Raw genomic sequence first — 25,511 nt, 5'->3', positions numbered from 1 at the left:
GTAGCTGATCCGCTCATGGGTGTCTCCACCTCAAGCCCCGACAAGGGCATCGCACTCGTCACAGTCGACTTCCCACCCGTCAACGCACTGCCCGTGCAGGGCTGGTACGACCTGGCCGACGCCCTGCGCGCGGCCGGCCGCGACCACGAGGTTCGTTGTGTGGTTCTCGCCGCCGAGGGCCGCGGGTTCAACGCCGGCGTCGACATCAAGGAAATGCAGCGCGACACCGGCCACGCCTCGCTCATCGGCGCCAACCGGGGCTGCTACGAGGCCTTCGCCGCCGTCTACGAGTGCGAGGTCCCCGTCGTGGCGGCCGTGAACGGCTTCTGCCTCGGCGGCGGGATCGGCCTGGTCGGCAACGCCGACGCCATCGTCGCCTCCGAGGACGCGACCTTCGGACTGCCGGAACTGGACCGCGGCGCCCTCGGGGCCGCCACCCACCTGGCCCGGCTCGTCCCGCAGCACATGATGCGGACCCTGTACTACACCTCGCGCACCGCCACCGCGGCCGAACTGCACGCGCACGGCTCGGTGTGGAAGGTGGTCCCGCCGGGCGAACTGCGGGCGGCCGCCCTGGAGCTGGCCGCCGAGATCGCGAAGAAGGACGGGTACCTCATCCGTCTCGCCAAGGCGGCCATCAACGGCATCGACCCCGTGGACGTGCGCCGCAGCTACCGCTTCGAGCAGGGCTTCACCTTCGAGGCCAACCTCAGCGGCGTGGCCGACCGGGTCCGCGACACCTTCGGCAGCGGCGGACCCACCGGAACCAGCGGAACTAAGGCGGAATCGGTATGACCGACAAGACCATGACCCCCGACGAGGTGGTCGGCCGGCTGCGCAGCGGGATGACCGTCGGCATCGGCGGCTGGGGCTCGCGGCGCAAGCCCATGGCCCTGGTGCGGGCACTGCTCCGCTCCGAGATCACCGATCTCACCGTGATCTCGTACGGCGGCCCCGACGTCGGCCTCCTCGCCGCCGCGGGCCGGATCCGCAAGCTGGTCACCCCCTTCGTCACCCTCGACTCCATCCCGCTGGAGCCACACTACCGGGCCGCCCGCGAGAGCGGTGCCTTCGCCCTCACCGAGCTCGACGAGGCCATGTTCATGTGGGGCCTGCACGCGGCCGCCAACCGGTTGCCCTTCCTCCCGGTCCGCTCCGGCCTCGGCTCCGACGTCATGCGCGTCAATCCGGAGCTGCGCACCGTCACCTCCCCGTACGCCGACGGGGAGGAGTTCGTGGCGGTCCCCGCCCTGCGCATGGACGCCGCGCTGGTCCACCTCAACCGCGCGGACCGGCTCGGCAACGCCCAGTACCTGGGGCCGGACCCGTACTTCGACGACCTCTTCTGCGAGGCCGCCGACGCCGCCTACGTCTCCTGCGAGCAGATCGTGGAGACCGCGGAGCTCTCCAAGTCCGGGCCGCCGCAGTCCCTTCTCGTCAGCCGGCACTCGGTGACCGGGGTCGTGGAGACCCCGAACGGCGCGCACTTCACCTCCTGCGCCCCCGACTACGGCCGCGACGAGGCCTTCCAGAAGCTGTACGCGACCACCCCCTGGCCCGAGTTCGCCGAGCGCTTCCTCTCCGGCGGCAGCGAGCACGCCTACCAGTCGGCCGTCCAGGCCTGGCACGAGGAGCAGAATTGAATCCTCCCGCCCTAAGGGACGGGGATTCCTGGCTCACGTTGGCTGGGGACCTGCGGTCCGTCAGCTCTTACACGATCGTCACCAGCCGGGTTGAGACCAGCCCGGACCAGCATCACGCGCGCGGAGTTCTTGTCCCTGGAGGACACAGCTCCGCACACGGTGCAGGTGTAGGTACGTTCTGAGAGAGGTAGTGCGTGCTTGGTTCTCGCTCCGCACTGCGCGCAGTCCATGGTGGTGTGCGCGGGGTGTACAAGGTGCACGATGCGTCCGTGTTTGCGGGCCATGGCGATCAGCTCACGCTTGGTGGCCGAGATCGCGGCGTCGGCGGCCTTCCTTGCCATGGTCGACTTGGCGAGGAAGCGCGGCCGGAAGTCCTCCACCGCCAGGGCGTCGTGGTCTCGGACGATGGTCTTGGCCCACTTGCGGCCGGTGTCCTGACGTTGCCGGGCGATCTTCTTGTGGAGCTTCGCCGTCAGCTTCTTCGCGGCCTGGTAGCCCCTCGACCCGGGCTTGCCCTTCGCCGGTTTCCGGCGGGCCATCATCCGCTGATAGCGGGCCAGCCTCGCGGCGGCCTTCAGCCCGTGCTCGGGGTGCGGGAGGTCGTGGGCGTCGCTGGTGGTGGTCGCGGTCTCCCTCACGCCCCAGTCGATCCCGATCACCGCACCCGTCTCCGGGAGCGGCTGGGCTTCGGTGGGGACGACGAAGGACGCGTACCAGTGGCCGAGGCGGTCACGGTAGACCCGCACAGACGACGGATCCGCTGGGAAGTCGCGGGACCAGACCACAGTCAGGACGATGCCGCCCGCGAGATACAGACGACCGTCCTTGATACGGAAACCGCGCCGCGTGTAGTTCAGGCTCGGGTCGGCCTCGGCCTTCTTCTTGTACTTGGGCATTCTCGCCCGCTGTCGCATCGGCAGCCGGGCCTTGATGTCCTTCAAGGCTTTGGCTCGGGACTTCCCGAAGTCGCGAACCAGCTGCTGTTGCGGAACGCTGCTGCCGTCGCCCAACCAGGTGTTGTGGTTGCGGGCTTCGGTCAGCATCTTGTCCAGCCGGGCCGGACCGCACTTCTCCTCCTCGGCGCGGGCCTTCTTCGACCGGGCGGTGCACTCGTTCCAGATCCACCGGCACCGGTCCCACTCAGCCAGCAGCTTGGCGAGCGCGGTCGACGACACGCGAAGCCGGTAGGTGAACCGGGCATGCCCGGTTGCTTCCGTCTCCTGAGATGCAGTCACACGATCAACCTAGACCAGGCCACTGACAACGCCAGAAAGCGCAGGTCACCACAGATGCGAAGAGAACTCCGGCGCTCCGCGCCTACGACGGCGGGACCCATTCCTCCTCGGGCTGAAGCCCGAGACATCCAGGGAGAGATCCAGTGAGCAGCACGACAACTGCCGTCAGCCGCGCCGAGTACTGCGTGATCGCCTGCGCCGAAGCCTGGCGGGACAACGGCGAGGTGCTGGCCAGCCCGATGGGCCTGGTGCCCTCCTTCGGGGCCCGGCTGGCGAAGCGGACGTTCTCCCCCGACCTGCTGCTGACCGACGGCGAAGCCATGCTGGTCGGGCTCGACGGCTCGGCCGAGGGCTGGCTCCCGTACCGCCGTCACCTGACGATGGTCACCGGAGGCCGCCGGCACGTGATGATGGGCGCCAGCCAGATCGACCGGTTCGGCAACCAGAACATCTCCTGCATCGGCGACTGGGAACAGCCGGCCCGCCAGCTCCTCGGAGTGCGCGGCGCCCCGGTGAACACCCTGAACAATCCGGTGAGCTACTGGATCCCCAAGCACTCCACCCGGGTGTTCGTCGAGCGCGTCGACATGGTGAGCGGCGTGGGCTACGACCGCGCGGAGGCGGCCGGGGTGACCCGGTTCCACCGGCTCCCCCGCGTGGTCAGCGATCTCGGCGTCTTCGACTTCACCGGCCCCGACCACGCCATGCGCCTGGCCTCCGTGCACCCGGGCGTCACCGTGGAGCAGGTCCGGGCGGCCACCGGTTTCGAGCTGGCGATCGCCGACGACGTCCCGTACACGCGGGAGCCGACGCCGGAGGAGCTGCGGCTGATCCGCGAGGTCATCGACCCCAAGGGCCTGCGCGACCGGGAAGTGCGGGTCTGACCGATGGAAACGGCATTCACCAAGCTGGTCGGGGTCGAGCATCCGATCGTGCAGACGGGCATGGGCTGGGTGGCCGGTCCGCGCCTGGTGTCGGGGGCGGCGAATGCGGGCGCGCTCGGCATCCTGGCCTCGGCGACGATGACGATGGAGCAGCTGCGGGCGGCGGTCCACGAGGTCAAGTCCCGTACCGACGCCCCGTTCGGGGTCAATCTGCGCGCGGACGCCGGGGACGCGGCCGAGCGGGCGCAGCTGATCATCGACGAGGGCGTCCGGGTGGCCTCCTTCGCGCTCGCCCCGTCCAAGGAGCTGATCGCGCGGCTCAAGGACGCGGGCGTGGTCGTGATCCCCTCGATCGGAGCCCGCCGGCACGCCGAGAAGGTCGCGGCGTGGGGCGCGGACGCGGTGATCGTGCAGGGCGGCGAGGGCGGCGGCCACACCGGTGACGTGGCCACGACCGTGCTGCTGCCGCAGGTGGTCGACGCGGTGGACATCCCGGTGATCGCGGCGGGCGGTTTCAGCGACGGCCGCGGTCTGGTGGCGGCGCTGGCCTACGGGGCAGCGGGCATCGCGATGGGCACCCGGTTCCTGCTGACCTCCGACTCGACGGTCCCGGACGCGGTGAAGGCCGAGTACCTGAAGGCGACCGTGAAGGACGTCACCGTCACCACGGCCGTGGACGGGCTCCCGCACCGGATGCTGCGCAGCGAGCTGGTCGCTTCCCTGGAGCGGGCCGGGCGGGCGAAGGCGCTGGCCAAGGCGGTGCGGCACGCGGCCGGCTTCAAGAAGCTTTCGGGCCTGTCCTGGGCGGAGATGGTCCGGGACGGCCTCGCGATGAAACACGGAAAGGACCTGTCCTGGAGCCAGGTGCTGCTCGCCGCGAACACCCCCATGCTCCTCAAGGCGTCCATGGTCGAGGGCCGTACGGACCTCGGTGTCATGGCATCGGGCCAGGTCGCGGGCGTGATCGAGGATCTGCCGTCCTGTGCGGAGCTCGTCACCCGCGTCATGGCCGAGGCCCACGCCGTCCTGGAACGGCTGCACGGCCTCACTCCCCCACAGCATCTCCCCCTCCCCCCTCACCCGCTCGGCACCCTGCCACCACCAGGGTGATTCCCCTTCTCCGTTACAGGAGTTGCCCCAGATGAGCCGTGCCCGAATCCGCCTGGCGACCGCGGTGCTCGCCTCCGCCCTCGCCATCGGGACCCTGCCCGCCGCCGCGTACGCCGCGCCGGCCGACAGTGCCGCCGCCTCGCGTCACCCCTGGCACACGCAGTCGCCGGAAACGATCCGCCAGATCCCCCTCCAGGGCGCGGTCAACGTCCGGGACCTCGGCGGCTACCGCACCTGGACGGGAGGCCGCGTTCGTCAGGGACTGGTCTACCGCTCCGATGCGCTGGGCAAGCTGACCCCCTCGGACATCACCACCGTGGGCGGTCTGGGCCTCACGAAGGTCCTTGATTTCCGCATCCCCATGGAGGTCCAGTACGACGGCGCCGACAAGCTGCCCGCCGGTCTGGCCTCCACCGCCCGCCCGGTCAACGACAACGGCCTGTACGGGCTGCTGATGTCCGCGATAGGCAGCGGTGATCCCGTGAAGCAGGAGCAGATGCTCGGCGGCGGCCGCGGTGAGGCGTACATGCGCGACGTCTACCGCGCGTTCGTGACCAATCCCGAGAACCGGGCGCAGTTCGCGGCCACCCTCCGCGAGATCGCCGACGGGAACCAGGGCCCGCTGCTGTACCACTGCACGTCGGGCAAGGACCGGACGGGCTGGATGAGCTACGTCCTGCTGAACGCCCTGGCCGTCCCGAAGGCCACGGCCGAGCGCGACTACCTGGCCTCGAACACCTTCCGCGCGGCGTACGACGCCCAGGTGCGGGCGGGCATCAAGGCATCCGGCCGGATGCAGAACCCCGATCTGCTGATCCCGCTCCAGGAGGTCCGCCAGGACTACCTGGACGCGGCGACTACGCAGATGGAGGCCGACTACGGCAGCCTCTACGGCTACCTCACCGACGGCCTCGGCCTGGACCTGCGGACCCTGGCGAAGCTCCAGGTGAAGATGGTCCGCTAGGCACCGGACCGGCCGGACCCGGAAAACACCACTGCGCCGGGCGGCGCGTGCCGCCCGGCGCAGTGGTTCGTACGTGTCCGAGCCGATCAGGCGGAGCGGCGACGTCCCTGGCCGGCGCCGCCCACGCGGCTGCGGGCCGAAGCTGCGGCCGCACCACCGGAGGGGGCGCCTCCGGTGCGTCGGCCGCGCTCGCCGGAACCGCCCGTGGAGCCGCCCTGACCGCCCTGGCCACGGCGGGCCTGGCCGGAAGCGGAGGCCGGAGCCTGCCCGGCGGCGCCGCCACCGCCGGTACGGCGGCCGCGGCCGCCCCCGGCGGCCGGAGCCGCACCCGTGCCGGAGCCGGTGCGCGGACCGCCCGAGCGGCGGCGCGCGCCACCGCCGGAGCCGCCGCCGGCCTGGCCGGCGGAGCGCTGGCGCGGCGGGGTGGCCTGCGGGACGTCCATGACGACCGGGATGCCCGAGGGCTCCTTGGCGCCGGTGATGCGCGCGAGCTCCTCGTCGGAGGACTTGATCTGCGCGGTGCGCGGGGAGATCCCGGCGTCCGACATCAGGCGGGTCATGTCGCGCTTCTGGTCGGGCAGGACCAGGGTGACGACGCTGCCGGACTCGCCGGCGCGGGCGGTACGGCCGCCGCGGTGCAGGTAGTCCTTGTGGTCGGTCGGCGGGTCCACATTGACGACGAGGTCGAGGTCGTCGATGTGGATGCCTCGCGCGGCCACGTTGGTGGCGACCAGCGCGGTGACCTCGCCCGTCTTGAACCAGTCGAGGGTCCGGTTGCGCTGCGGCTGCGAGCGGCCGCCGTGCAGGCCGGAGGCGCGGACGCCGTCGGCGAGGAGCTTCTTGACCATGCGGTCGACCCCGCGCTTGGTGTCGACGAACATGATCACCCGGCCGTCGCGAGCGGCTATGCGCGTGGCCACGGCCTTCTTGTCGGTCTCGTCCATGACGTACAGGACGTGGTGCTCCATCGTGCTGACCGCGCCGGCGGACGGGTCGACGGAGAAGGCGACCGGGTCGGTGAGGAACATCTTGACGAGCTTGTCGATGTTCTTGTCGAGGGTCGCCGAGAACAGCATGGTCTGGCCCTCGGGCTGGACCTGCTTGAGCAGGGCGGTGACCTGCGGCATGAAGCCCATGTCGGTCATCTGGTCGGCCTCGTCGAGGACGGTGATGGAGACCTGGGAGAGGTCTGCGTCACCGCGGTCGATGAGGTCCTTGAGGCGGCCGGGGGTGGCGACGAGCACCTCGGCGCCGCGGCGCAGGGCGCCGGACTGCCGGTTGATCGACATGCCGCCGACGACGGTCGTGATGCGCAGGTTGACGGCCGTGGCGTACGGGGCCATGGCGTCGGTGACCTGCTGCGCGAGCTCACGGGTCGGTACGAGGACCAGGGCGAGCGGCTGCTTCGGCTGGGCGCGGCGGCCGGCGGTGCGGGCCAGCAGGGCCAGGCCGAAGGCCAGCGTCTTGCCGGAGCCGGTACGGCCGCGGCCGAGCAGGTCACGGCCGACGAGGGAGTTCGGCAGGGTCGCGGCCTGGATCGGGAACGGCTCGGTGACGCCCTGGGCGGCGAGGGTCTTCAGCAGCGCCTCGGGCATGTCCATGTCCCCGAACGAGTCCACCGGCGGCAGGGCCGGGGTCAGCGGTTCGGGCATGGTGAATTCTTGGGGCCTGGCTACGGGGGCGGACTTCTGCCGTCCCGCGCCAGCCTTCGGACGTCCCTGGGCCGCACCTCGACCCCGGGTGGGGCGGCGGCTGGGTCGTGCGGAGCTGGAGCTGGTCATGCGAGAAAGCCCTCCTGAAACCGGCAGGTACTACAGAAAACGCTGCAATCAAATGGTTCGAAACAGCAGACAAGCCGGGGCCCGCACCTACTCGGTGCGGACCCCGGCGTGCAGACTGCCTTAGGCGGGGAGGATGTTCTCCGCCTGGGGGCCCTTCTGGCCCTGGGTGACGTCGAAGGACACGCGCTGGCCCTCGTTGAGCTCACGGAAGCCCTGGGTGGCGATGTTCGAGTAGTGGGCGAAGACGTCCGGGCCGCCACCGTCCTGCTCGATGAAGCCGAAGCCCTTTTCCGAGTTGAACCACTTCACGGTGCCAAGTGCCATTTTTGAATCTCCTGAATAGGCGGCAAAGGGCCCCATCCGGAGATTCCGGCAAAACAATAAAAGCGCCTGTCGGAGCATTCCCGTCAGGCGCACATAAAGTTCATGGGTACCACAACTGCAACGAGCTCTAAGCTAGCACACGTCGGTCGGGGAGTGTCGCCGCGAGCATGTGACCTCCGTCCTGAGTGGATCCGGCACGCAGCTTCCCGCCCACCTCCGTGAGGGCCCGCCGGAGCCCCGGAATGCCCATCCCACCGGAGTCGAGGACGATCCTCTCCCCCTCCGGGGCGGTGTTGACCACGTCGAGGCGGACCTCCCCGTCCTCTGCGTAAAGATTCATCCGAACGGCGGAGCCGGGGGCGTACTTCGCCGCGTTGGTGAGCCCCTCGCGGGCTATCCGCAGCAGCAGCCGCCCGTCGGCGGCCGGGAAGGACCCCAGGCCGGGCTGGGTGTGGTGGGTGATCTCCATGCCGGTGGCCCGCATGTTCCGGGCCAGGGAGCCGAGGAAGCGGCCCACGTCCACGGGGGAGGTGTGGGCGCGGCTGCCCGCGGGGTCGGTCAGCATGTCCAGCACCTCCCTGACCTCGGCCATCGCGGCCCGCGCCGATTCCTCCACGGCGCCGGCGGCCTCCCGGACCCGGGGGTCGGCCTCGGCGTCCAGGCGCAGGGCGGCGGCCTGCATCGTGAGGGCGGTGAGCCGGTGGCCGAGCCCGTCGTGGGTGCGCTGGGCCAAACGGGTGCGTTCCTGGACGACGGCGAGGTCGGCCGCCTGGTCCACGGCGGCGTGGGCCTGGCGGGCCCGCTCGCGCAGCGCGGTCATGACGTGCCGGTTGCGCCGCACGGTCTCCCCGTACAGGGCGGGCACGAGGATGGAGCCGAGGACGAAGGAGGCGGGGTCGCGCCCCGCGTACCCGAGCGGCAGGAACAGGTCGCGGGTGGCGGCGTAGACGACGCCCATCAGCAGGACCCCGACCCAGCGGTGGGACCGGCCGTACGCGGCCAGGGCGTAGGCGGCGAAGACGAGGGGGCCGCGGTCGTCGGAGACGACGGTGGCGGCGGTGGCCGCGAGGGCCGGGAGCCAGGGGTGGGAGCGGCGCCAGAGCAGCGAGACGGCCGCGAGCCAGCCGGCGGCCAGGCTGGTGGGGTAGTCGGTGACGAGGCCGAAGCGGTGGACGTCGTGGAGGTTGAGGGTGGTGAGCAGTCCGCAGAGCAGGGCGAGCCAGCCGTCGGTGCGGCGGGCCCGCACCGGGTCCGGAGCCCCGCTGCCCTCCCCCGTCAGGGTCCGCAGACCCCGTTCCAGCAGCTGTCCGGTGCGACCGGGCACGGCCTGCATGACTCCACCCCTCCCCGTCCGCGCACAAAGCTGCGCAGAGCATGCCAAAACGTCCCCCCAGGTTGCCCTCCTTCCGCCGAAGGGGCATCCCGGGGGGACGTGTTCTCGGTGGCCCGGCCGGTCCGCTACAGGGAGACGCCGAGGCCGTTCAGCCAGGTGACCGGGTTGACGTCGGCGCCGTAGCTGTTGCTGGAGCGCACCTCGAAGTGGAGGTGCGGGCCGGTGGAGTTGCCGGTGTTGCCGGAGCGGCCGATCTGCTCGCCGGCGGAGACGCGCTCGCCTTCGGAGGCGGTCGCCGAGGACAGGTGGGCGGAGAGGGTGTAGCGGCCGTCGTCGTGCTTGATGACCACGGCGTTGCCGTACGCACCCTGCCAGCCGGAGGAGACGACGGTGCCCGCGGCCGCGGCCCGGACCGGGGTGCCGGTGGACACGGCGAAGTCGATGCCGGTGTGGTATCCGGCCGCCCAGCCGCCCGCCTGGTGGTAGCGGGCGGAGATGCTGCCGCCCGAGACGGGCAGGACGCCCTTGGCGCTGCTGCTGGAGCGCTTCCCCGAGGACTCGGAGGAGTCGGAGGAGTCGGAGGACTTCGAGGAGCCGGACGGGCTGGAGGACTTCGGCGCGGCCGGGGTGCTGCCGCCGGAGTCGGAGGAGCCGCCGGAGCCGGAGCCGTACGCGAGGCGCTGGCCCGGGAGGATCATGTCCGGGTTGGACCCGATCACCGAGCGGTTCTCGGAGTAGAGGCTCTGCCAGCTGACGCCCAGTTCGGAACCGATGGTGCCGAGGGTGTCCCCGCTGACGACGGTGTAGCTGTTGGCGCCCTGGGCACGCTTCGGAGCGGCCGGGGTCTCGGTGTTCTTGTCGGCGGTCGAGGTGCCGGTGCCCTTGGCGGGGGCCGCGGGGGCCTCCGGGGCCGGGCCGCCGCGCTGGAGGCCGGCGAGCTTGCCGCAGGAGGGCCAGGCGCCGGGGCCCTGGGTCGCCAGGACCTTCTCGGCGATGGCGATCTGCTGCGCCTTGGTGGCCTGGTTGGCCTGGGGGGCGTACTGCCGGCCGCCGAACTCCGCCCACGTGCTGGAGGAGAACTGCAGGCCGCCGTAGTAGCCGTTGCCGGTGTTGATGCTCCAGTCGTTGGTGGACTCGCACTGGGCGACCTTGTCCCACGTGCCGACCGACGCGGCGGACGCGGGCTGTGCCACGAGACCCACGGCGGCGGGTGCGGCGATACCGGCGACAACGAGACCGGCGAGGGTACGAGCAGACGGGAAAGACATGCGGAGTTCCTGACTTCGGGGACATTGCGGAGGCCGGTGCACCGGGTGAAGCGGTGGTGCGTTCTGCCTCGGTAACCACCGTCCGGGAGGACGGGGGGTCGCCGAAGTCGCCGAAAGAGGACAGGACGGGCAGCAAAAGGGGACTGGGGAGGGAGGGTTGGACGGACTTAAGTCCCGATATGGCGGTAATGTCCGCAATAAGACGGGGATTCAGGGGAGGTGGGTCACATGACGATCCGCGTGATGGTGGTCGACGACCAGAGCCTCATACGGTCGGGACTGGTGACCCTGCTCGCGAGCGCGCCCGACATCGAGGTGGTCGCGGAAGCCGCCGACGGGGCCGAGGCGGTGCCGCTGGCGCGCACGTACCGGCCGGACGTGGTGCTGATGGACCTGGTCATGCCGAAGGTCGACGGCATGGAGGCCACCTTGCAGCTGCTGCGGCTGCCGGAGCCGCCGCGCGTGCTCGTCCTCACCGGCTACACGGCGGACGACCTGGTCCTGGACGCGCTGCGGGCCGGAGCGGCCGGATTCCTGCTGAAGGACCTGCGCCCCGAGGAGCTCTTCGCCGGCATCCGCACGGTGGCGGCGGGCGGCAGCGCGCTGGCGCCCGGGGTGATGCGGGTGCTGCTGGAACGGGCGGACACCCGCACCGGGGCGCCCGACCACGCGGAGCAGCTCTCCACCCTGTCCCCCGGCGAGCGGGACGTCCTCGCGCTGGTCGGCGAGGGCCGGACGAACCTGCAGATAGCGGAGGCGCTGCACCTGTCCCCGGCGAGCGTGAAGACGTACGTCTCGCGGATCCTGACACAGCTCGACCTCTCGAACCGGACCCAGGCCGCGATCCTCGCCTACGAGGCGGGGCTGGTCCGCGCCGCCTGACCACTGTCCCGAAGCGGTCTGGCCGGGACGTGCGTGATCGCAAACAATGGCAACCATGACGACGACGCGGACACCTCGGACGACTGCCCGCTCCCGGGCCCGGTCCTTCGACAGCGCCGCCGCTCTCTACGGGCAGCACCGGCCCGGCTATCCCGAGGCGCTGTACGACGCCGTCGAGGAGCTGGCCGGGCGCCGGTTCGCCGGGGCCCGGGTCGCCGACGTGGGGGCGGGAACGGGGATCGGGACGGCGCCGATGCGCGCCCGGGGCGCCGAGGTGGTGGCGGTGGAGCCCGGGGACGGGATGGCGGCGGAGTTCCGGCGCACCCGGCCGGGGATCCCGATCGTGCGCGGGGACGGGGACCGGCTGCCGCTGGCCGGGGCCGCCTTCGACTTCCTGACGTACGCCCAGGCCTGGCACTGGACGGACCCGGCGCGGTCCGTGCCCGAGGCCCACCGGGTGCTGAAGCCCGGCGGGGCGCTCGCGATCTGGTGGAACGACCTGGACGAGTCCGCCGACTGGGTCGCGGGGCAGGGCGAGCGGATCCGTGCCTTCTTCGGGGCCGACGGCCCGGGCGGCGCGGTCGTGGGCGGGGCCGGCGCGGTCGGCGGGAGCGCCCAGGCACTGGGCTACCGCACGCTTCCGCGCGGCCTCGACTCCGGTTTCGCCACGCGGAGCGTCCCGTGGTCCCGGCGGATCCCGCTGGAGGCCCACCTGGCGAACCTGGCCAGCCACTCCGCGTTCCTGCTGCTGGGTGAGGCGGGGACGCGGGAGTTCCTGGACGCCGAGCGGGAGCGGCTGAACCCGCTCTTTCCGGACGGGACGGTGGAAGAGCCCTACGTGGTGAGCGTCAGCGTGGCCGTCCTCTGAGACGGCCCGGTTCGGAGTAGCGCCTTCCGCCCCGGCGGTACGAGGCTGGCGGGCATGGCTTCCCCTTCTCCCTTGCCCCCCGCCCTCAAGGTGTTCTTCCTCGCCAACGAGGGCCTCGCCTTCCTGCTGGAGCTGCTGGCCCTGGGCCTGCTCGCCTGGTGGGGCTACACCCGTGACATCGGGCGGGCGGGCTCCCTCGCCCTGGCGGTGGCCGCGCCGCTCGCCGCCGCCGTGCTCTGGGGGATGTTCGCCGCGCCGAAGGCCCGGTACGCCGTCCCGCTCGCCGCTCAGCTCGGGGTGAAGGCGGTGGTGTTCGGCGCCGCCGCCCTGGCGCTGCTCGCGCTCGGGCAGCGGCTGCCGTCCCTCTGGTTCACGGTGGTCGTCGTGCTGAACACCGCCCTGGCGACCTACTACCGCGGCCGCTCCTGAAGCACCGCCTCCCGGCACCGCGAGGGGCTTCCCCAGGCGTCGCGCAGCGGGCGGGCCTTGCGCAGCCACAGGGAGAGGTCGAGTTCCTCGGTGTAGCCGACGGCGCCGTGGAGCTGGAGCGCGGTCATGGCGGCCGCGTACGCCGCTTCGCCCGCGGTCAGCTTCGCCGCGGCGATCTCCCCGGGGGCCAAGGAGAGCGCGGCCGCCCACAGCAGGGGCCGGGCGAACTCCAGGCCGAGCAGGGTGTCGGCGAGCCGGTGCTTCACCGCCTGGAAGCCGCCGATCGCCGTGCCGAACTGCGTGCGCTGCTTCGCGTACTCCACCGTGCGCGCGAGGAGGGCCTCGCCGGTGCCGAGGCACTGGGCGGCGGTGAGCAGCCGGGCCCAGTCCGCGGCGTCCCGGGCCGCCGCGGTGACCGCCGGGCCGGCGGCGAGGAGTTCGCCGCCGCCGTCCGGGAGGGCCAGGCGGCGGGCGGGGTCGGTGGAGGTGCGCAGCGGTCCGGCGCCGGGGGCCAGGCGGAGCTCCCCGGCCGGGGACACCGTGAAGAGGTGGGTGGCCGCGTCGGCGTCCAGGGCGTACGGGCCGCCGCCGGGCAGGGTGAGGGTGGCCGAGGTCTCCCCCGCGACCAGCCCGGGGAGGAACCGCTTGGCCAGTGCTTCGTCGCCGAGCCGGGTCAGGAGTACGGCGGCGGCGGCCGTCTCCACCACCGGGCCGGGGACCCCGGCCCGGCCCAGCTCCACGAAGCCGGTGGCCAGCTCCAGCGGCATGAGGCCCATGCCCTCGTGGGCCTCGTCGGCCGCGAGGGCGAACAGTCCGGTATCGGCGAGCCGCGCCCACACGGCCCGGCCCGGTGCGTGGTCGCCCGCGCCCCAGGCCCGTACCGCCGCCGGGACGTCGCAGGTGCCGAGCAGGCCGCGCAGGGTGCGGGCGAAGTCCGACTGTTCTTCGGACGGCAGGAAGCGCATCAGCGGCGGCCCTTCGGGAGGCCGAGCAGCCGCTCGGCGATGATGTCGCGCTGGATCTCGTTGGTCCCCGCGTAGATGGGACCGGCGAGGGAGAAGATCCACGGCTCGGCCCATTCCCCGTCGGCGAGTTCCGCGTCGGGGCCCAGCAGGTCGAGGGCGCTCTCGTGCAGGGCGATGTCGTACTGGGACCAGAACACCTTGTTCAGGCTGGACTCGGCGCCGATCGTCTCTCCGGCGGCGAAGCGGGAGGCGTTGGCCCAGGTGAACAGCTGGTAGGCGCGCGCTCCGACGACCGCGTCGGCGACCCGGTCGCGCAGGGCGGTGTCGGCCGGGTCCCCGTGGCTCTGCCAGAGCCCCACGAGGCGGTCGGCGGCGGCGAGGAAGCGGCCCGGGGCGCGCAGGGTGAGCCCGCGCTCGTTGCCGGTGGTGGACATGGCGATCCGCCAGCCCTGTCCGGGCTCCCCGATGACGTCCGCGTCGGGGACGAAGACCTCGTCGAGGAAGAGTTCCGCGAAGGCGGGCTTGCCGTCGAGGCGGCCGATGGGCCGCACGGTGACCCCGGGGGCGTGCAGGTCGAACATCAGGTAGGTGAGGCCCTGGTGGGGTTTGGGGGCGTCGGGGTCGGTGCGGAAGATGCCGAAGGCCCGGTCGGCGAAGGCGGCCCGCGAGGACCAGGTCTTCTGTCCGGACAGCAGCCAGCCGCCTTCGGTGCGCACGGCGCGGGAGGTGAGGGAGGCGAGGTCGGAGCCGGATTCGGGCTCGGACCAGGCCTGCGCCCAGATCACCTCGCCGCTCGCCATGGAGGGCAGGACGCCGGCGCGCTGTTCGTCCGTGGCGTGGTCGAAGAGGGTGGGGGCGAGCAGGTTGATGCCGTTCTGCGAGACCCGGCCGGGCGCGCCGGCGGACCAGTACTCCTCCTCGAAGACCAGCCAGTGTTCGATGTCGACGCCGCGGCCGCCGTACTCCTCGGGCCAGGACACCACTGACCAACGGGCGGAGTGCAGGAGCGCCTCCCATTCCCGGTGGGCGGCGAAGCCCTCGCGGGTCTCCAGGGAGGGCAGGGGGGTGGCGGGCACGTGGGCGGCGAGCCAGTCGCGCGCCTCGGCCCGGAAGGCCTCCACGTCCGCCGCATGGTTCAGGTCCATCAGCTGTTCGCCTCCTTCATCGCGGAGATGTTGATTCCGCCGAGCGAGTCCGCCGCCGTTTCGGCGTTGTGGGCGTGCGCGAGGTGGTGCAGGCCGAAGACGGAGTCCATGCCGGTGTGCAGTCCCTGGAGGTCTTCGGCCTGGTTGACGGCCCGCTTGGTGAGGGCGAGTCCGAAGGAGGGCATCTCGGCGATCCGCAGGGCGAGCCGGTCGGTGGCTTCGGCCAGTTCGGCCCGCTCGACGACCCGGTTGACCATGCCGATCTCGTGGGCGCGGCGGGCGGGCATCCGGTCGCCGGTGTAGAGGAATTCCTTGGCGATGCGCGGAGGCATGGCCCAGGGGTGGGCGAAGTACTCGACGCCCGGGATGCCCATGCGGACGACCGGGTCGGCGAAGAAGGCGTCCTCGCTGGCCACGATCAGGTCGCAGACCCAGGCGAGCATCAGCCCGCCGGCCACGCACGCGCCGTGGACGGAGGCGATGACGGGTTTGGGCAGTTCGCGCCAGCGCCGGCACATGCCGAGGTAGACCTCGGATTCGCGGGCGAAGCGGGATTCGGCGCCGGAGCGCTGGGAGTGGTCCCACCAGAGGCCGGCCCGGCGTTCGAAGGGCAGGTGGGCGTCGCGCTCGGGGGTGCCGATGTCGTGGCCCGCCGAGAAGTGCTCGCCGGCCCCGGCCAGGACGACGACCTTGACCGCGGGATCGTCGGCGGCCCGGTAGAAGGCGTCGTCGAGGGCGTAGGTCATCGCGCTGTTCTGGGCGTTGCGGTACCGGGGGCGGTTCATGGTCACGTACGCGACCGGGCCGCGGCGCTCGTAGAGCACGGGGGTTTCGTCGGACATCTCTCCGGGCATCGCTGCATCCTTCCCTAACAAGTGTTTGGTAGGTTAACGTACGGCCATGAGCAGCGTCGAGGAGTTCCGCACCGAGGTTCGGAGTTGGCTACGGGCCCACCTCACCGGCGAGTTCGCCGCCCTCAAGGGCCGCGGCGGACCCGGCCGGGAGCACGAGGCCTACGCCGAACGCCTCGCCTGGGAACGGCACATGGCGGCGCACGGCTGGACCTGCGTGGGCTGGCCCGTCGAGTACGGGGGCCGCGGCGCGAGCACGGCGCAGCAGATCGCCTTCCACGAGGAGTACGCGCTGGCCGACGCGCCCGCGCGCGTGAACCACATAGGCGAGCAGCTCCTCGGCCCCACCCTCATCGCGCACGGCACCGAGGAGCAGCGGCGGCGCTTCCTGCCGCCCATCCGGGCCGTGGAGGAGCTGTGGTGCCAGGGGTACAGCGAGCCCGACGCCGGCTCGGACCTGGCTAACATCCGTACCCGGGCCGCCCTCGTGGACGGCGCGTGGGTGGTGGACGGCCAGAAGATCTGGACCTCCCTGGCCCACGAGGCGCAGTGGTGCTTCGTCGTCGCCCGCACCGAGCCCGGCTCCCGCCGGCACGCGGGACTGTCCTACCTCCTGGTCCCGATGGACCAGCCCGGGGTGGAGGTCCGGCCCATCGTGCAGCTGACCGGGACCTCCGAGTTCAACGAGGTCTTCTTCGACGGGGCCCGCACCGAAGCCGCCCACGTGGTCGGCGCGCCCGGCGAGGGCTGGGCCGTCGCCATGGCCACCCTCGGCTTCGAGCGCGGCGTCTCCACCCTCGGCCAGCAGGTCGGCTTCCGCCGCGAGCTCGAGGACCTGGCCGCGCTGGCGAAGCGCAACGGCGCGATGGCCGATCCGCTGATCCGCGACCGGCTCGTGCGGGCCTGGATCGGCCTGGAGACCATGCGCGCCTCCGCGCTGCGGCCCGGGGTCGCCCCGTCCACGGCCAAGCTGTACTGGGCCCGCTGGCACCGGGACCTCGGCGAACTCGCCGTGGACGTCTGCGGAGCCGCCTCGCTGCTCGCGGCCGGGGCGCACGGGGACCCGTACGACCTCGACGACTGGCAGCGGCTCTTCCTCTTCTCCCGCTCCGACACCATCTACGCGGGCTCCGACGAGATCCAGCGCACCATCGTCGCCGAGCGCATCCTCGGCCTTCCCAAGGAGGTACGGGCATGAACCCGATCGGCAACGCACCCGAGTACGTGGCCGGGCACGGACTGCTGGCCGGCCGGAGCGCCGTGATCACCGCGGCCGCCGGGGCCGGCATCGGCGGGGCCACCGCGCGCCGCTTCCTGGAGGAGGGGGCCCGCGTCCTCATCGGCGACGCGCACGCCCGCCGCCTGAAGGAGAGCGAGGAGGCGCTGGCCGCGGAGTTCGGTGCGGACCGGGTCGCCTCCCTGCCCTGCGACGTCACCGACGAGGAGCAGGTGGGCGCCTTCTTCGCGCTCGCCGAACGGCTCCACGGCCGTCTCGACCTCGTCGTCAACAACGCCGGGCTCGGCGGCACCGCGAGCCTCGTCGACATGACCGACGACCAGTGGTCCCGCGTCCTCGACGTGACGCTGAACGGCACCTTCCGCTGCACCCGCGCCGCGATGCGCTCCATGCGGGCCTCCGGAACGGGCGGGGTGGTCGTCAACAACGCCTCCGTCATCGGCTGGCGCGCCCAGACCGGGCAGGCCCACTACGCCGCCGCCAAGGCCGGGGTGATGGCGCTGACCCGCTGCGCGGCGCTGGAGGCGGCGGAGTTCGGCGTACGGATCAACGCGGTCGCGCCGAGCCTGGCCATGCACCCGCACCTGGTGAAGGTCACCAGCGAGGAGCTGCTCACGGAACTCACCGCCCGCGAGGCCTTCGGCCGGTACGCCGAGCCCTGGGAGGTCGCCAACGTCATCGTGTTCCTGGCCAGCGGCTACTCGTCGTACATGACGGGCGAGACCGTGTCGGTCAGCAGTCAGCACGCGTAGGCCCAGAATGGCCCCGTGCCAACGAACAAGAAGAAGCAGGTGACCGCGTCGCCCGAGCGCCGCCGCGAACTCCTCGACACCGCCGCCGAGGTCTTCGCCGCGCAGGGCTACAACGCCACCACCGTCCGCAAGATCGCCGACGCCGCCGGCATGCTCGCCGGCAGCCTCTACTACCACTTCGATTCCAAGGAATCGATGCTCGACGAGATCCTCTCCGCCTTCCTGACCGAGCTGTGGGAGGGGTACGACACCGTCCTCGCCGCCGGTCTCGGACCCAGGGAGACCATCGAGGCCCTCGTCACCGAATCGTTCCGGGAGATCGACCGGCACCGCGCCGCCGTCGCCATCTACCAGAAGGAGTCCCGGACCCTGTCGGTCCAGCCCCGCTTCCACTACCTCTCCGACTCGCAGGTCAAGTTCGAGAAGGCGTGGCTGGGGACGCTGGAGCGCGGGGTCGAGGACGGGGTCTTCCGCGCCGACCTGGACATCCGCCTCACCTACCGCTTCGTGCGCGACACGGTGTGGGTGGCGGCGTCCTGGTACCGGCCGGGCGGCCAGCACAGCCCCGAGGAGATCGCCCGCCAGTACCTGTCCATGGTCCTGGACGGCATCGCCACACGCACGTAATCCCGCACACGTCCCCGGCACCTGCCCGATGCCTGGATATCCCTGAGGAGTTCCGATGCCCGAGGCCTACATAGTCGAAGCGGTACGCACCCCCGTGGGGCGGCGCAAGGGGGGCCTGTCCGAGGTCCACCCGGCCGATCTGGGGGCACACGTCCTCAAGGCCCTCGTCGAACGGTCCGGGGTCGACCCGTCGGCCGTCGAGGACGTGGTCTTCGGCTGCCTCGACACGGTGGGGCCGCAGGCCGGCGACATCGCCCGGACGGCCTGGCTGGCGGCGGGTCTCCCCGAGGAGGTCCCCGGCGTCACCATCGACCGCCAGTGCGGATCCTCGCAGCAGGCCGTGCACTTCGCGGCGCAGGGCGTCATGTCCGGCACCCAGGACCTGGTGGTCGCCGGCGGCACCCAGAACATGTCGATGATCCCGATCGCCTTCGCCTCGCGGCAGGCAGCGGAGCCGCTCGGCTTCACCGAGGGCCCGTACCTGGGCTCGGAGGGATGGCGGGCCCGGTACGGGGACTCCCCCGTCAACCAGTTCTACGGGGCCCAGCTGATCGCCGAGAAGTGGGGCATCTCCCGCCTCGACATGGAGGAGTTCGCCCTGCGCTCCCACCAGCGGGCGCTGCGCGCGATCGACGAGGGCCGCTTCGAGCGGGAGATCGTGCCGTACGGGTCGGTGTCGGTGGACGAGGGTCCGCGCCGCGACACCACCCTGGAGAAGATGGCGGGGCTCAAGCCGGTCATGGAGGGCGGCACGATCACGGCGGCGGTCTCCTCCCAGGTCTCGGACGGTGCGGCGGCGATGCTGCTGGCCTCGGAGCGGGCGGTACGGGAACACGGGCTGCGCCCGCGGGCGCGCATCCACCACCTGTCCGTGCGCGGCGAGGACCCGATCCGCATGCTGTCGGCTCCGATCCCGGCGACGGCGTACGCCCTGAAGAAGACGGGCATGTCCCTCGCCGACATCGACCTGGTCGAGATCAACGAGGCCTTCGCCCCGGTGGCCCTGGCCTGGCTGAAGGAGACGGGCGCGGACCCGGAGCGGGTCAACGTCAACGGCGGCGCGATCGCCCTGGGACACCCCCTGGGCGCGACGGGCGTCAAGCTGATGACGACCCTGCTCCACGAACTGGAGCGCACGGGCGGCCGGTTCGGCCTCCAGACCATGTGCGAGGGTGGCGGCCAGGCCAACGTCACCATCATCGAGCGGCTCTAGCCCCCGCCGGAACGGCCCCCGGGGCACTGCTCCCGGGGGCCGCCTTTACCGCCGGCACACCGCCCCATGGTGTTTCGTGGCCCTGGTCGACACACGATCGGAGGCCTCGATGGGCGACCCAGCCGGTCCCGGACACCTTCGGACAGCCGGGGATCGGCGACCAGGGCACGCGCTAGGCGAGGCGGCGTTTCCCGCCATGCGAAATATTCGTCTCGCATGGCGGGACGCTCACTAGAGTGCCGGCATGAAAGAGGAGCGGATACCCCGCAGTTGGCTGATGCTCGCCTTGGGTACCGGTGGCCAGACCGCCAGCACGACGGTGCTCTACGGGCTGCCCTACCTGCTCCCCGCGCTCCAGCGCGAGCTCGGGCTGTCGCTGGTGGGCGCCGGGGTCCTCGTCTCCTGCCCGATCGCCGGGGTACTGCTCGGCCTGATCGGCTGGGGCGTGGTCGCCGACCGGTACGGAGAGCGGGTGGCGCTGTCGGCCGGACTGCTGGGCGCTGCCGGGGCGATGGCCCTGGCGGCCGCCGCGCCCGGGGTCCGGTCGCTGGGCGCGCTGCTCGTACTGGCCGGGGCCGCGGGCTCCTCCGTCAGCTCGGCCTCGGGACGCCTGGTCATCGGCTGGTTCCCGCCCGCCCGGCGGGGCATCGCGATGGGGGTGCGCCAGGCCTCGCAGCCGCTCGGCATCGCACTGGCCGCCGCCGTCCTGACCCCGGTCGCCCACCATGCCGGCCTGTCCGCGGCCTTCGGTCTCTGCGCCGCGCTGTGCGGGGGTGCGGGGGTGGCGATGGTCCTCTTCGCCGCCGACCCGCCGCGTCCCGTGCGGGCGGCCGGTGAGCTGACGCCCACCCCGTTCCGGGGCGGCTACCTGTGGAGGCTGAACGGAGTCGCCGCGGCTCTGTGCGTGCCGCAGTTCGTGGTGACCGGGTTCTCCCTGCTCTTCCTGACCGAGGTGCGCGGATGGTCCGCCGGCACCGCCGGCACCGTGCTGGCCGTGGCCAACCTGGCCGGCGCGGGCGTGCGGCTGCTCGCCGGCTGGTGGTCCGACGCCGTGGCCAGCCGGGTCCGGCCGATGCGGCTGCTGGCCGTGGCCACCGCGGCGGACCTGGTGCTGCTCACCGCCGGCGCCGCCTGGCACTCGCCGGTCGCCACCGTGGCCCTGCTGCTGGCCTCGGGCCTCACGGTCAGCACCACCGGCCTGCACAGCACGGCGGTCGCCGAGTACGCCGGCCCCGACTGGGCGGGCCGCGCCCTGGGGGTGCACCAGATGGGGCAGCACGCCGCGGTGGTCCTCGTCCCGCCGCTGGCGGGCGCGCTGATCGCGGGCCACGGATACCCGCCGCTCTTCGCCGTGGCGGTGGCCTTCACCGTGCCGGCCATCGCCTTGCTGCCGCGCGCCGACAGGACCACACCCTGGGCCGCGGCGGCCGCGCCGCGGCAGCCGACCGCCGCCCCGGCCGGCCGGTTCAGCGGGCCTGGTCGCGGCGGGAGAGGCGGGTCAGGGAAACCGTCTGGGCCAGGGCCAGGGCTCCGGTGAGGATCTGCCAGAGGAGCGGGTCGGGGGAGTCCAGGGCGCGGGCCGCGGACAGGGCGATCGCCACCGCGCCGAGCGCGAGTGCGATCCGGTGGACGAAGCCGGCGTCGGTGCCGTGCGGCAGTCCGGACACGAGGGCGACCAGGCCGAGCAGGATCGGCAGCCAGTGCGGCTGGGAGCCGCGCATCAGCAGGGCGGCGGCGAACTCCGCTGCGAGGCGAGGGAGTTGCGCGCCAGCGCCCCCGGGACCGATATCGACATGCGCACATCATGCCGGGGATATCCGCGTGCCCATCCGGCGGGCCCTAGGATCCGGAGCAAGGGCTGGGTCGTAGCACAGAGGTAGTGCGCCTACACAGCATGGAGGAGGACGCCGGTTCGAATCCGGCCGCCCAGCCCCCCACCCCCTACTTCGCGGGTGTCGCCGCCACCCACGCGCCCGCCGCCCCGATCACCGTGGCCGCGGCGGGGAGCGGCAGGCCGAGGAAGCCGTGGAAGACCCCGGGGACCAGGTGGACCCCGCAGTCCACGCCCGCCCCGCCCAGCCGGCGCCCGTAGGCCAGGCCCTCGTCCCGCAGGACGTCGCAGTCGGCCAGGACCAGCAGCGTGCGCGGCAGCCCCGAGAGGTCGGGCGCCCGCAGCGGGGAGACGTGGGGGTGGTCCGGGTCGCCGCCGTACTGGTCCCAGTACCAGGCCATGTGCGCGGCCGTGTGGAAGTACCCCTCCCCGAACTCCGCCACCGAGGGCTGCTCCATCGAGGCGTCCAGCGCCGGGTAGAACAGCAGCTGGCCGGCGACCAGTTCGGGGGCCCGCAGGGCCGTCACCGCCGCGAGGTTGCCACCGCTGGAGTCCCCGGCGACGACCAGCCGCGCGGGGTCGCAGCCCAGTGCTGCCGCCCGCGCCCGGGCCCACAGCAGCACCGTCAGGGCGTCGTCGGGCGCGGCCGGCCAGGGGTGTTCGGGCGCGAGGCGGTAGTCCGCGGAGATCACCACCGCGCCCGAGGCCACGGCCAGCGCCCGGCACAGCGCGTCGTGGGTGTCCAGGCCGCACATCACCCAGCCGCCGCCGTGGAGGAACACGGCGAGGGGGCGGCCCGCGGCCCCCGGCGCCGGGTCGTAGATCCGGACGGGGACCCCGTCCGCGTCCGCGTCCCGCACGGAGGCCACCTCCGCGCCGCCGCGCGGGGAGGCGGCCGCGGCCGCGCGCAGGGCGGCCGGGTCCCCCGGTCCGGGGAAGAAGGCCGTCATCGCGTCGCACAGCTCGCGGGCCGCCGGGGACAGCCGATCGGTGCCGCTCATCGCGCCGTCATCCCCCCGTCGACCGTGAACTCCGCGCCCGTGATGTACGAGGAGCCGTCCGAGCAGAGGAAGAGGACCAGTTCCCCGACCTCCTCGGGCCGCCCGATCCGCCCCAGCGGCAGGTGCGACCAGTCCCGCCCCGCCACGGCCTCGCTGACCATCGGGGTGTCGATCGCCCCCGGATGCACGGAGTTGATCCTGATCCGGTCCCCCGCCAGGTCCAGCGCGGCCGACTTCGTGAGCCCGCGCAGGGCGAACTTCGTCGATCCGTACGCCGCGTGGCCCGGGATGCCGACCAGCCCGGCGGTGGAGGAGACGTTGACGATGGAGCCGCCTCCGGCGGCGCGCAGCACCGGGGCCACCGCCTGGATGCCGAGGAACGGCCCGAGCAGGTTGACCCGCAGGAGGGCTTCGAAGTCCTCCAGGCCCTGGCGCTCCACGTGGGCCGTGCGCCACAGCGCGGCATTGTTGACCAGGGCGGAGACCGTGCCGAAGGCGCGTACGGCCTCGCGGACCACCTCCGCCCAGCTGTCGGCGTCGGCCACGTCGTGGTGGACGTAGAGCCCCTGGTCGCCGAGCGAGGCGGCGACCGCGCGGCCCTCGTCCTCCCGGATGTCGGTGACCACGACCCGCGCGCCGGCCTCGGCGCACAGCCGGGCCTCGGCCGCGCCCTGGCCGCGTCCGGCGCCGGTGATGACGACGACCTTGCCGTCGAGGGAGGGGCTCATGGGTCAGCCCTCCAGGGCGCGGAAGTGCGGGATGACCGTCTCGCCCCACTGGCGGATGGTCTCCATGCAGGCCTCCTGGGGGACGGTGCCCATCTGGATCAGGCACATGACCTCATCGACGCCGATCTCGCGCAGCTGCTCGACGTAGGCGATGGCCGTCTGGGCGTTGCCGTAGGCATGCTCGGCGTTGTAGGTGCCGGTGTCTATGGGGCGGGCCGGGATGTTCGCCTCGTGGAGCTTGGCGACCAGCTCCTCGCGGCCCTTCTCCAGCGCGGCCACGTGCTCCTCGGCGGTCTCGTCCTCGGAGTAGCCGGTGGGCTCGGGGGCGTTGCCGTACCAGTGGGCGATGGACTCGGCGAAGAAGCGCTGGCCGCGGGTGCCCAGGCGCAGCGCGCGCTCGGCGTCGTCGAGGACGATGGTGGGGCAGAGCGCGGAGAGGTGGTCGTTGACCTCGGTGGAGACGAAGCGGTCGCCGCTGCGGGTGGCGATGGCCTCGTCGTAGACCTTGCGCATCGTACGGACGTCGTCGGCGCCGGCGAAGCCCATCACGAGGGCTCCGATGCCCAGTTCGGCGGCGAGCTTGAGGGTGTCGTGCTTGGAGCAGGCCATGAAGAGCGGCGGGTGCGGGTCTTGGACCGGCCGGGGCAGGATCGCGCCGGGGCCGATGTCGATGGAGCCGTGCCACTCGAACTTCTCCTCGCGCCAGGCGGAGGAGAAGATCCGCAGCGCTTCCTCCATCTGCGGATAGGTGTCCTCGGGGCGGACCCCGTACATGGACATCTCCTGGCGGGTGGCCCCGCGTCCGGCGCCGATGTCCACGCGGCCGCCGGAGAGCACGTCGAGCATGGCGGCGCGTTCGGCCACGCGCACGGGGTGCTGGTAGCCGAAGGGCATGGTGACGACGCCGTGGCCGATGCGGATCTTCTCGGTCCGGGCGGCGACCCAGGTCAGGAAGATCTCGGAGGCGCTCATGTGGGCGTACTGGGTGAGGGCGTGGTGTTCCACGGCCCAGATCCGGTCGAAGCCCATCTCCTCGGCGAACACGGCCTGTTCGACGCAGTCGTGGATGACCTGACGCTCGCGTTCGGGCGTCGGGTCGACGAGCTGCGCCTCGAAGATCATCGAGAACTTCACGGGGTGCCTCCCAGCCGTGCGCTGCGCACGGCACGTCGGATGTATTTCGAATAGGAACACTTCTAGCAGTCATATCAGACCGGGGGAAGGGCCGCCGCGAAGACCGGTCGTAGACTGCGCTGCGTGACCAACGAGGCGGCAGAAGAGACGAACGGGCGCACGCTCCCCGCGACCAGCTGGGCGGTGCTCGGGCTGCTCTCCTTCGGGGAGGAGCTCTCCGGTTACGACCTGAAGAAGTGGTCGGACTGGTCGCTGCGCTTCTTCTACTGGAGCCCGTCCTTCAGCCAGATCTACAGCGAGCTCAAGCGGCTGGAGAAGGCCGGCTACGCCTCTTCGCGGATGGTCGCCCAGGAGACCGGCACCCGCGACAAGCGGGTGTACCGGATCACGGACGAGGGCATGACGGCCGTACGGCGCTGGGCGCGCGAGGCGCCCGTCGACCCGCCGGTGCTCAAGCACGGGCCGATGCTGCGGCTGTGGCTCGGCCACCTGCTGGAGCCGGAGCAGATGCGCGAAGTCCTCGTACAGCACCAGGAGTTCGCGGAGAAGATGCGGCGGCGTGCGGTGGCCGACGCGGACGGGGCCCGGGAAGAGGCCTCGTGGGCGTACCCGACGCTCACCCTCAAGTGGGCGGAGCGGTACTACGCCTCCGAGCGCGACCTGGCGGCGGCCATGCTCGACGACATTGCGGAACTGGAGAGCGCGCGCGGCGCGGCCCCCGCCGCGGAGCCGGCCCCGGCCCCGGCCCCGGGCAAGCCCGGCAAGCGCCCGTAGGTGCGCCGGAAGTAGAGCAGCGGCGCACCTTCGCGGTGCGCCGTCAGGGCGGTGACCCGGCCCAGCGCGATGGCGTGGTCGCCGCCGTCCAAGGCGGCCTCCAGGTCGCATTCGACAGTGGCGAGGACCCCGTCCAGCAGGGGCGCGCCGTTGCCGCCGGCCCGCCAGGGGACCCCGGCGAACTTGTCGCCCCCGGTGACGGCGAACCGGCGGCACAGCTCCTGCTGGTCGGCGGCGAGGATGTTGACGGCGAAGGCCCCCGCCGCCTGGATCCGGGGCCAGGTGGTGGACGTGCGCGCCGGGCAGAAGCAGACCAGCGGCGGGTCCAGGGACACGGACGAGAAGGACTGGACGGCCATCCCGACGGGACGGCCGTCGGCTCCGCATGCCGTGATGACGGCGACGCCGGTGCAGAAGCTGGACAGGACCGACTTCATGTCGGACATGACTGCCTCCCTCATGAGAACCTCCCTGATTATTTCTACTAGGTATATGCCTAACCGAAACACCTGTGATTGGATACCGCCCACGC

At 72.3% G+C, this 25,511-nt stretch carries 26 protein-coding genes, 1 tRNA gene and 1 pseudogene; 15 read left to right on the top strand and 13 right to left on the bottom strand.

Translation table 11 applies throughout. The features are described 5' to 3' along the window. Nucleotides 1-15: 15 nt before the first annotated feature. Both ACE1OC_RS30110 and ACE1OC_RS30105 read left to right on the top strand, forming a co-directional pair. Nucleotides 16-795 (top strand): enoyl-CoA hydratase family protein, encoded by a 780-nt coding sequence (locus ACE1OC_RS30110; RefSeq protein WP_407839653.1) that lies wholly within the window; start codon nucleotides 16-18, stop codon nucleotides 793-795. After that, nucleotides 792-1,643 (top strand): CoA transferase subunit A, encoded by an 852-nt coding sequence (locus ACE1OC_RS30105; RefSeq protein WP_407839652.1) that lies wholly within the window; start codon nucleotides 792-794, stop codon nucleotides 1,641-1,643. The genes ACE1OC_RS30110 and ACE1OC_RS30105 overlap by 4 nt, the downstream gene beginning before the upstream one ends. Nucleotides 1,644-1,654: 11 nt before the next feature. Here ACE1OC_RS30105 and ACE1OC_RS30100 read toward each other — a convergent pair whose 3' ends face one another. Then, nucleotides 1,655-2,878, bottom strand: coding sequence for an RNA-guided endonuclease InsQ/TnpB family protein (locus ACE1OC_RS30100; protein WP_407839651.1), 1,224 nt, complete (start codon nucleotides 2,876-2,878; stop codon nucleotides 1,655-1,657). 143 nt (nucleotides 2,879-3,021) lie between these two features. Between ACE1OC_RS30100 and ACE1OC_RS30095 the strand changes: the two genes are divergently transcribed. Genes ACE1OC_RS30095 through ACE1OC_RS30085 form a run of 3 tightly spaced genes read left to right on the top strand, consistent with a single transcriptional unit; the run spans nucleotide 3,022 to nucleotide 5,836 of the window. Beyond that, nucleotides 3,022-3,762 (top strand): CoA-transferase subunit beta, encoded by a 741-nt coding sequence (locus ACE1OC_RS30095; RefSeq protein ID WP_407839650.1) that lies wholly within the window; start codon nucleotides 3,022-3,024, stop codon nucleotides 3,760-3,762. 3 nt (nucleotides 3,763-3,765) lie between these two features. Then, on the top strand, nucleotides 3,766-4,872 hold the full coding sequence (locus ACE1OC_RS30090; RefSeq protein WP_407839649.1) for an NAD(P)H-dependent flavin oxidoreductase: 1,107 nt from the start codon (nucleotides 3,766-3,768) through the stop codon (nucleotides 4,870-4,872). Nucleotides 4,873-4,903: 31 nt separating this feature from the next. Then, on the top strand, nucleotides 4,904-5,836 hold the full coding sequence (locus ACE1OC_RS30085) for a tyrosine-protein phosphatase (protein ID WP_407839648.1): 933 nt from the start codon (nucleotides 4,904-4,906) through the stop codon (nucleotides 5,834-5,836). Between the two features lie 86 nt (nucleotides 5,837-5,922). On the opposite strand, the gene ACE1OC_RS30080 is transcribed toward ACE1OC_RS30085, so the two are convergent. From ACE1OC_RS30080 to ACE1OC_RS30065, 4 genes are all read right to left on the bottom strand, one after another. Beyond that, nucleotides 5,923-7,617 carry a DEAD/DEAH box helicase gene (locus ACE1OC_RS30080; protein WP_407839647.1) on the bottom strand — a complete coding sequence of 565 codons (1,695 nt, stop codon included), beginning with the start codon at nucleotides 7,615-7,617 and terminating at the stop codon, nucleotides 5,923-5,925. 120 nt (nucleotides 7,618-7,737) lie between these two features. Next, the gene (locus ACE1OC_RS30075; RefSeq protein WP_112447913.1) at nucleotides 7,738-7,941 is read right to left on the bottom strand and encodes a cold-shock protein; all 204 of its coding nucleotides are present in this window, start codon (nucleotides 7,939-7,941) and stop codon (nucleotides 7,738-7,740) included. A gap of 127 nt (nucleotides 7,942-8,068) precedes the next feature. Next, nucleotides 8,069-9,274 (bottom strand): sensor histidine kinase, encoded by a 1,206-nt coding sequence (locus tag ACE1OC_RS30070; RefSeq protein ID WP_407839646.1) that lies wholly within the window; start codon nucleotides 9,272-9,274, stop codon nucleotides 8,069-8,071. Between the two features lie 125 nt (nucleotides 9,275-9,399). Next, nucleotides 9,400-10,542 carry a peptidoglycan DD-metalloendopeptidase family protein gene (locus ACE1OC_RS30065; RefSeq protein ID WP_407839645.1) on the bottom strand — a complete coding sequence of 381 codons (1,143 nt, stop codon included), beginning with the start codon at nucleotides 10,540-10,542 and terminating at the stop codon, nucleotides 9,400-9,402. A gap of 228 nt (nucleotides 10,543-10,770) precedes the next feature. Between ACE1OC_RS30065 and ACE1OC_RS30060 the strand changes: the two genes are divergently transcribed. From ACE1OC_RS30060 to ACE1OC_RS30050, 3 genes are read left to right on the top strand one after another with little or no spacing between them, the layout of a single operon-like run. Next, on the top strand, nucleotides 10,771-11,424 hold the full coding sequence (locus tag ACE1OC_RS30060) for a response regulator transcription factor (RefSeq protein ID WP_407839644.1): 654 nt from the start codon (nucleotides 10,771-10,773) through the stop codon (nucleotides 11,422-11,424). 55 nt (nucleotides 11,425-11,479) lie between these two features. After that, complete coding sequence (locus ACE1OC_RS30055) at nucleotides 11,480-12,292, top strand: class I SAM-dependent methyltransferase (protein WP_407839643.1); 813 nt, start codon at nucleotides 11,480-11,482, stop codon at nucleotides 12,290-12,292. A 54-nt stretch (nucleotides 12,293-12,346) separates the two neighbouring features. After that, nucleotides 12,347-12,721 (top strand): YrdB family protein, encoded by a 375-nt coding sequence (locus ACE1OC_RS30050; protein ID WP_407839642.1) that lies wholly within the window; start codon nucleotides 12,347-12,349, stop codon nucleotides 12,719-12,721. Here the strand turns inward: ACE1OC_RS30050 and ACE1OC_RS30045 are convergent. The 3 genes from ACE1OC_RS30045 to ACE1OC_RS30035 are packed head-to-tail and all read right to left on the bottom strand — an operon-like array spanning nucleotide 12,703 to nucleotide 15,685. After that, entirely contained in the window at nucleotides 12,703-13,686 is a 984-nt protein-coding gene (locus ACE1OC_RS30045; protein ID WP_407839641.1) for an acyl-CoA dehydrogenase family protein, read from the bottom strand. The two genes, ACE1OC_RS30050 and ACE1OC_RS30045, sit on opposite strands and share 19 nt — an antisense overlap. Further along, the gene (locus ACE1OC_RS30040) at nucleotides 13,686-14,831 is read right to left on the bottom strand and encodes an acyl-CoA dehydrogenase family protein (RefSeq protein WP_407839640.1); all 1,146 of its coding nucleotides are present in this window, start codon (nucleotides 14,829-14,831) and stop codon (nucleotides 13,686-13,688) included. The genes ACE1OC_RS30045 and ACE1OC_RS30040 overlap by 1 nt, the downstream gene beginning before the upstream one ends. Beyond that, a complete protein-coding gene (locus ACE1OC_RS30035; RefSeq protein ID WP_407839639.1) occupies nucleotides 14,831-15,685 on the bottom strand; it encodes an enoyl-CoA hydratase in 855 nt (284 codons plus the stop codon). Before ACE1OC_RS30035 ends, ACE1OC_RS30040 begins: the two co-directional genes overlap by 1 nt. A gap of 46 nt (nucleotides 15,686-15,731) precedes the next feature. Between ACE1OC_RS30035 and ACE1OC_RS30030 the strand changes: the two genes are divergently transcribed. The 5 genes from ACE1OC_RS30030 to ACE1OC_RS30010 all read left to right on the top strand — a co-directional run bounded on the left by ACE1OC_RS30030 (nucleotide 15,732) and on the right by ACE1OC_RS30010 (nucleotide 21,048). Then, a complete protein-coding gene (locus tag ACE1OC_RS30030) occupies nucleotides 15,732-16,880 on the top strand; it encodes an acyl-CoA dehydrogenase family protein (protein WP_407839638.1) in 1,149 nt (382 codons plus the stop codon). Next, complete coding sequence (locus tag ACE1OC_RS30025) at nucleotides 16,877-17,671, top strand: SDR family oxidoreductase (RefSeq protein ID WP_407839637.1); 795 nt, start codon at nucleotides 16,877-16,879, stop codon at nucleotides 17,669-17,671. The genes ACE1OC_RS30030 and ACE1OC_RS30025 overlap by 4 nt, the downstream gene beginning before the upstream one ends. A 15-nt stretch (nucleotides 17,672-17,686) precedes the next feature. Beyond that, nucleotides 17,687-18,298 (top strand): TetR/AcrR family transcriptional regulator, encoded by a 612-nt coding sequence (locus ACE1OC_RS30020; protein ID WP_407839636.1) that lies wholly within the window; start codon nucleotides 17,687-17,689, stop codon nucleotides 18,296-18,298. A 55-nt stretch (nucleotides 18,299-18,353) separates the two neighbouring features. After that, complete coding sequence (locus ACE1OC_RS30015; RefSeq protein ID WP_407839635.1) at nucleotides 18,354-19,511, top strand: acetyl-CoA C-acetyltransferase; 1,158 nt, start codon at nucleotides 18,354-18,356, stop codon at nucleotides 19,509-19,511. A 244-nt stretch (nucleotides 19,512-19,755) separates the two neighbouring features. Beyond that, nucleotides 19,756-21,048 carry an MFS transporter gene (locus ACE1OC_RS30010; RefSeq protein ID WP_407839634.1) on the top strand — a complete coding sequence of 431 codons (1,293 nt, stop codon included), beginning with the start codon at nucleotides 19,756-19,758 and terminating at the stop codon, nucleotides 21,046-21,048. On the opposite strand, the gene ACE1OC_RS30005 is transcribed toward ACE1OC_RS30010, so the two are convergent. Next, entirely contained in the window at nucleotides 20,978-21,232 is a 255-nt protein-coding gene (locus ACE1OC_RS30005) for a hypothetical protein (RefSeq protein WP_407839633.1), read from the bottom strand. The two genes, ACE1OC_RS30010 and ACE1OC_RS30005, sit on opposite strands and share 71 nt — an antisense overlap. A gap of 134 nt (nucleotides 21,233-21,366) precedes the next feature. Here ACE1OC_RS30005 and ACE1OC_RS30000 point away from each other — a divergent pair. Next, a tRNA-Ala gene (locus ACE1OC_RS30000) sits at nucleotides 21,367-21,448 on the top strand. 4 nt (nucleotides 21,449-21,452) lie between these two features. Here ACE1OC_RS30000 and ACE1OC_RS29995 read toward each other — a convergent pair. The 3 genes from ACE1OC_RS29995 to ACE1OC_RS29985 are packed head-to-tail and all read right to left on the bottom strand — an operon-like array spanning nucleotide 21,453 to nucleotide 24,205. Then, nucleotides 21,453-22,343: an alpha/beta hydrolase gene (locus ACE1OC_RS29995; protein WP_407839632.1), complete on the bottom strand. Its 891-nt coding sequence runs from the start codon at nucleotides 22,341-22,343 to the stop codon at nucleotides 21,453-21,455. Further along, a complete protein-coding gene (locus tag ACE1OC_RS29990; RefSeq protein ID WP_407839631.1) occupies nucleotides 22,340-23,071 on the bottom strand; it encodes an SDR family NAD(P)-dependent oxidoreductase in 732 nt (243 codons plus the stop codon). Before ACE1OC_RS29990 ends, ACE1OC_RS29995 begins: the two co-directional genes overlap by 4 nt. Nucleotides 23,072-23,074: 3 nt before the next feature. Continuing rightward, on the bottom strand, nucleotides 23,075-24,205 hold the full coding sequence (locus ACE1OC_RS29985) for an LLM class flavin-dependent oxidoreductase (protein WP_351375522.1): 1,131 nt from the start codon (nucleotides 24,203-24,205) through the stop codon (nucleotides 23,075-23,077). 114 nt (nucleotides 24,206-24,319) lie between these two features. On the opposite strand from ACE1OC_RS29985, the gene ACE1OC_RS29980 reads away from it, so the two are divergent. Beyond that, the gene (locus ACE1OC_RS29980; RefSeq protein ID WP_407841720.1) at nucleotides 24,320-24,979 is read left to right on the top strand and encodes a PadR family transcriptional regulator; all 660 of its coding nucleotides are present in this window, start codon (nucleotides 24,320-24,322) and stop codon (nucleotides 24,977-24,979) included. A 47-nt stretch (nucleotides 24,980-25,026) separates the two neighbouring features. On the opposite strand, the pseudogene ACE1OC_RS29975 reads toward ACE1OC_RS29980, so the two are convergent. Next, nucleotides 25,027-25,416: pseudogene (locus ACE1OC_RS29975) on the bottom strand (flavin reductase family protein); the annotation flags it as partial. Between the last annotated feature and the right edge of the window lie 95 nt (nucleotides 25,417-25,511).

Origin of the sequence: Streptomyces stoeckheimensis, assembly GCF_045822005.1 — a bacterium.
GTDB classification, from domain to species: Bacteria; Actinomycetota; Actinomycetes; order Streptomycetales; family Streptomycetaceae; genus Streptomyces; species Streptomyces stoeckheimensis.
Note: the sequence above shows the minus strand (reverse complement) of the source record. Positions and strands in the feature narration are given on the sequence as shown.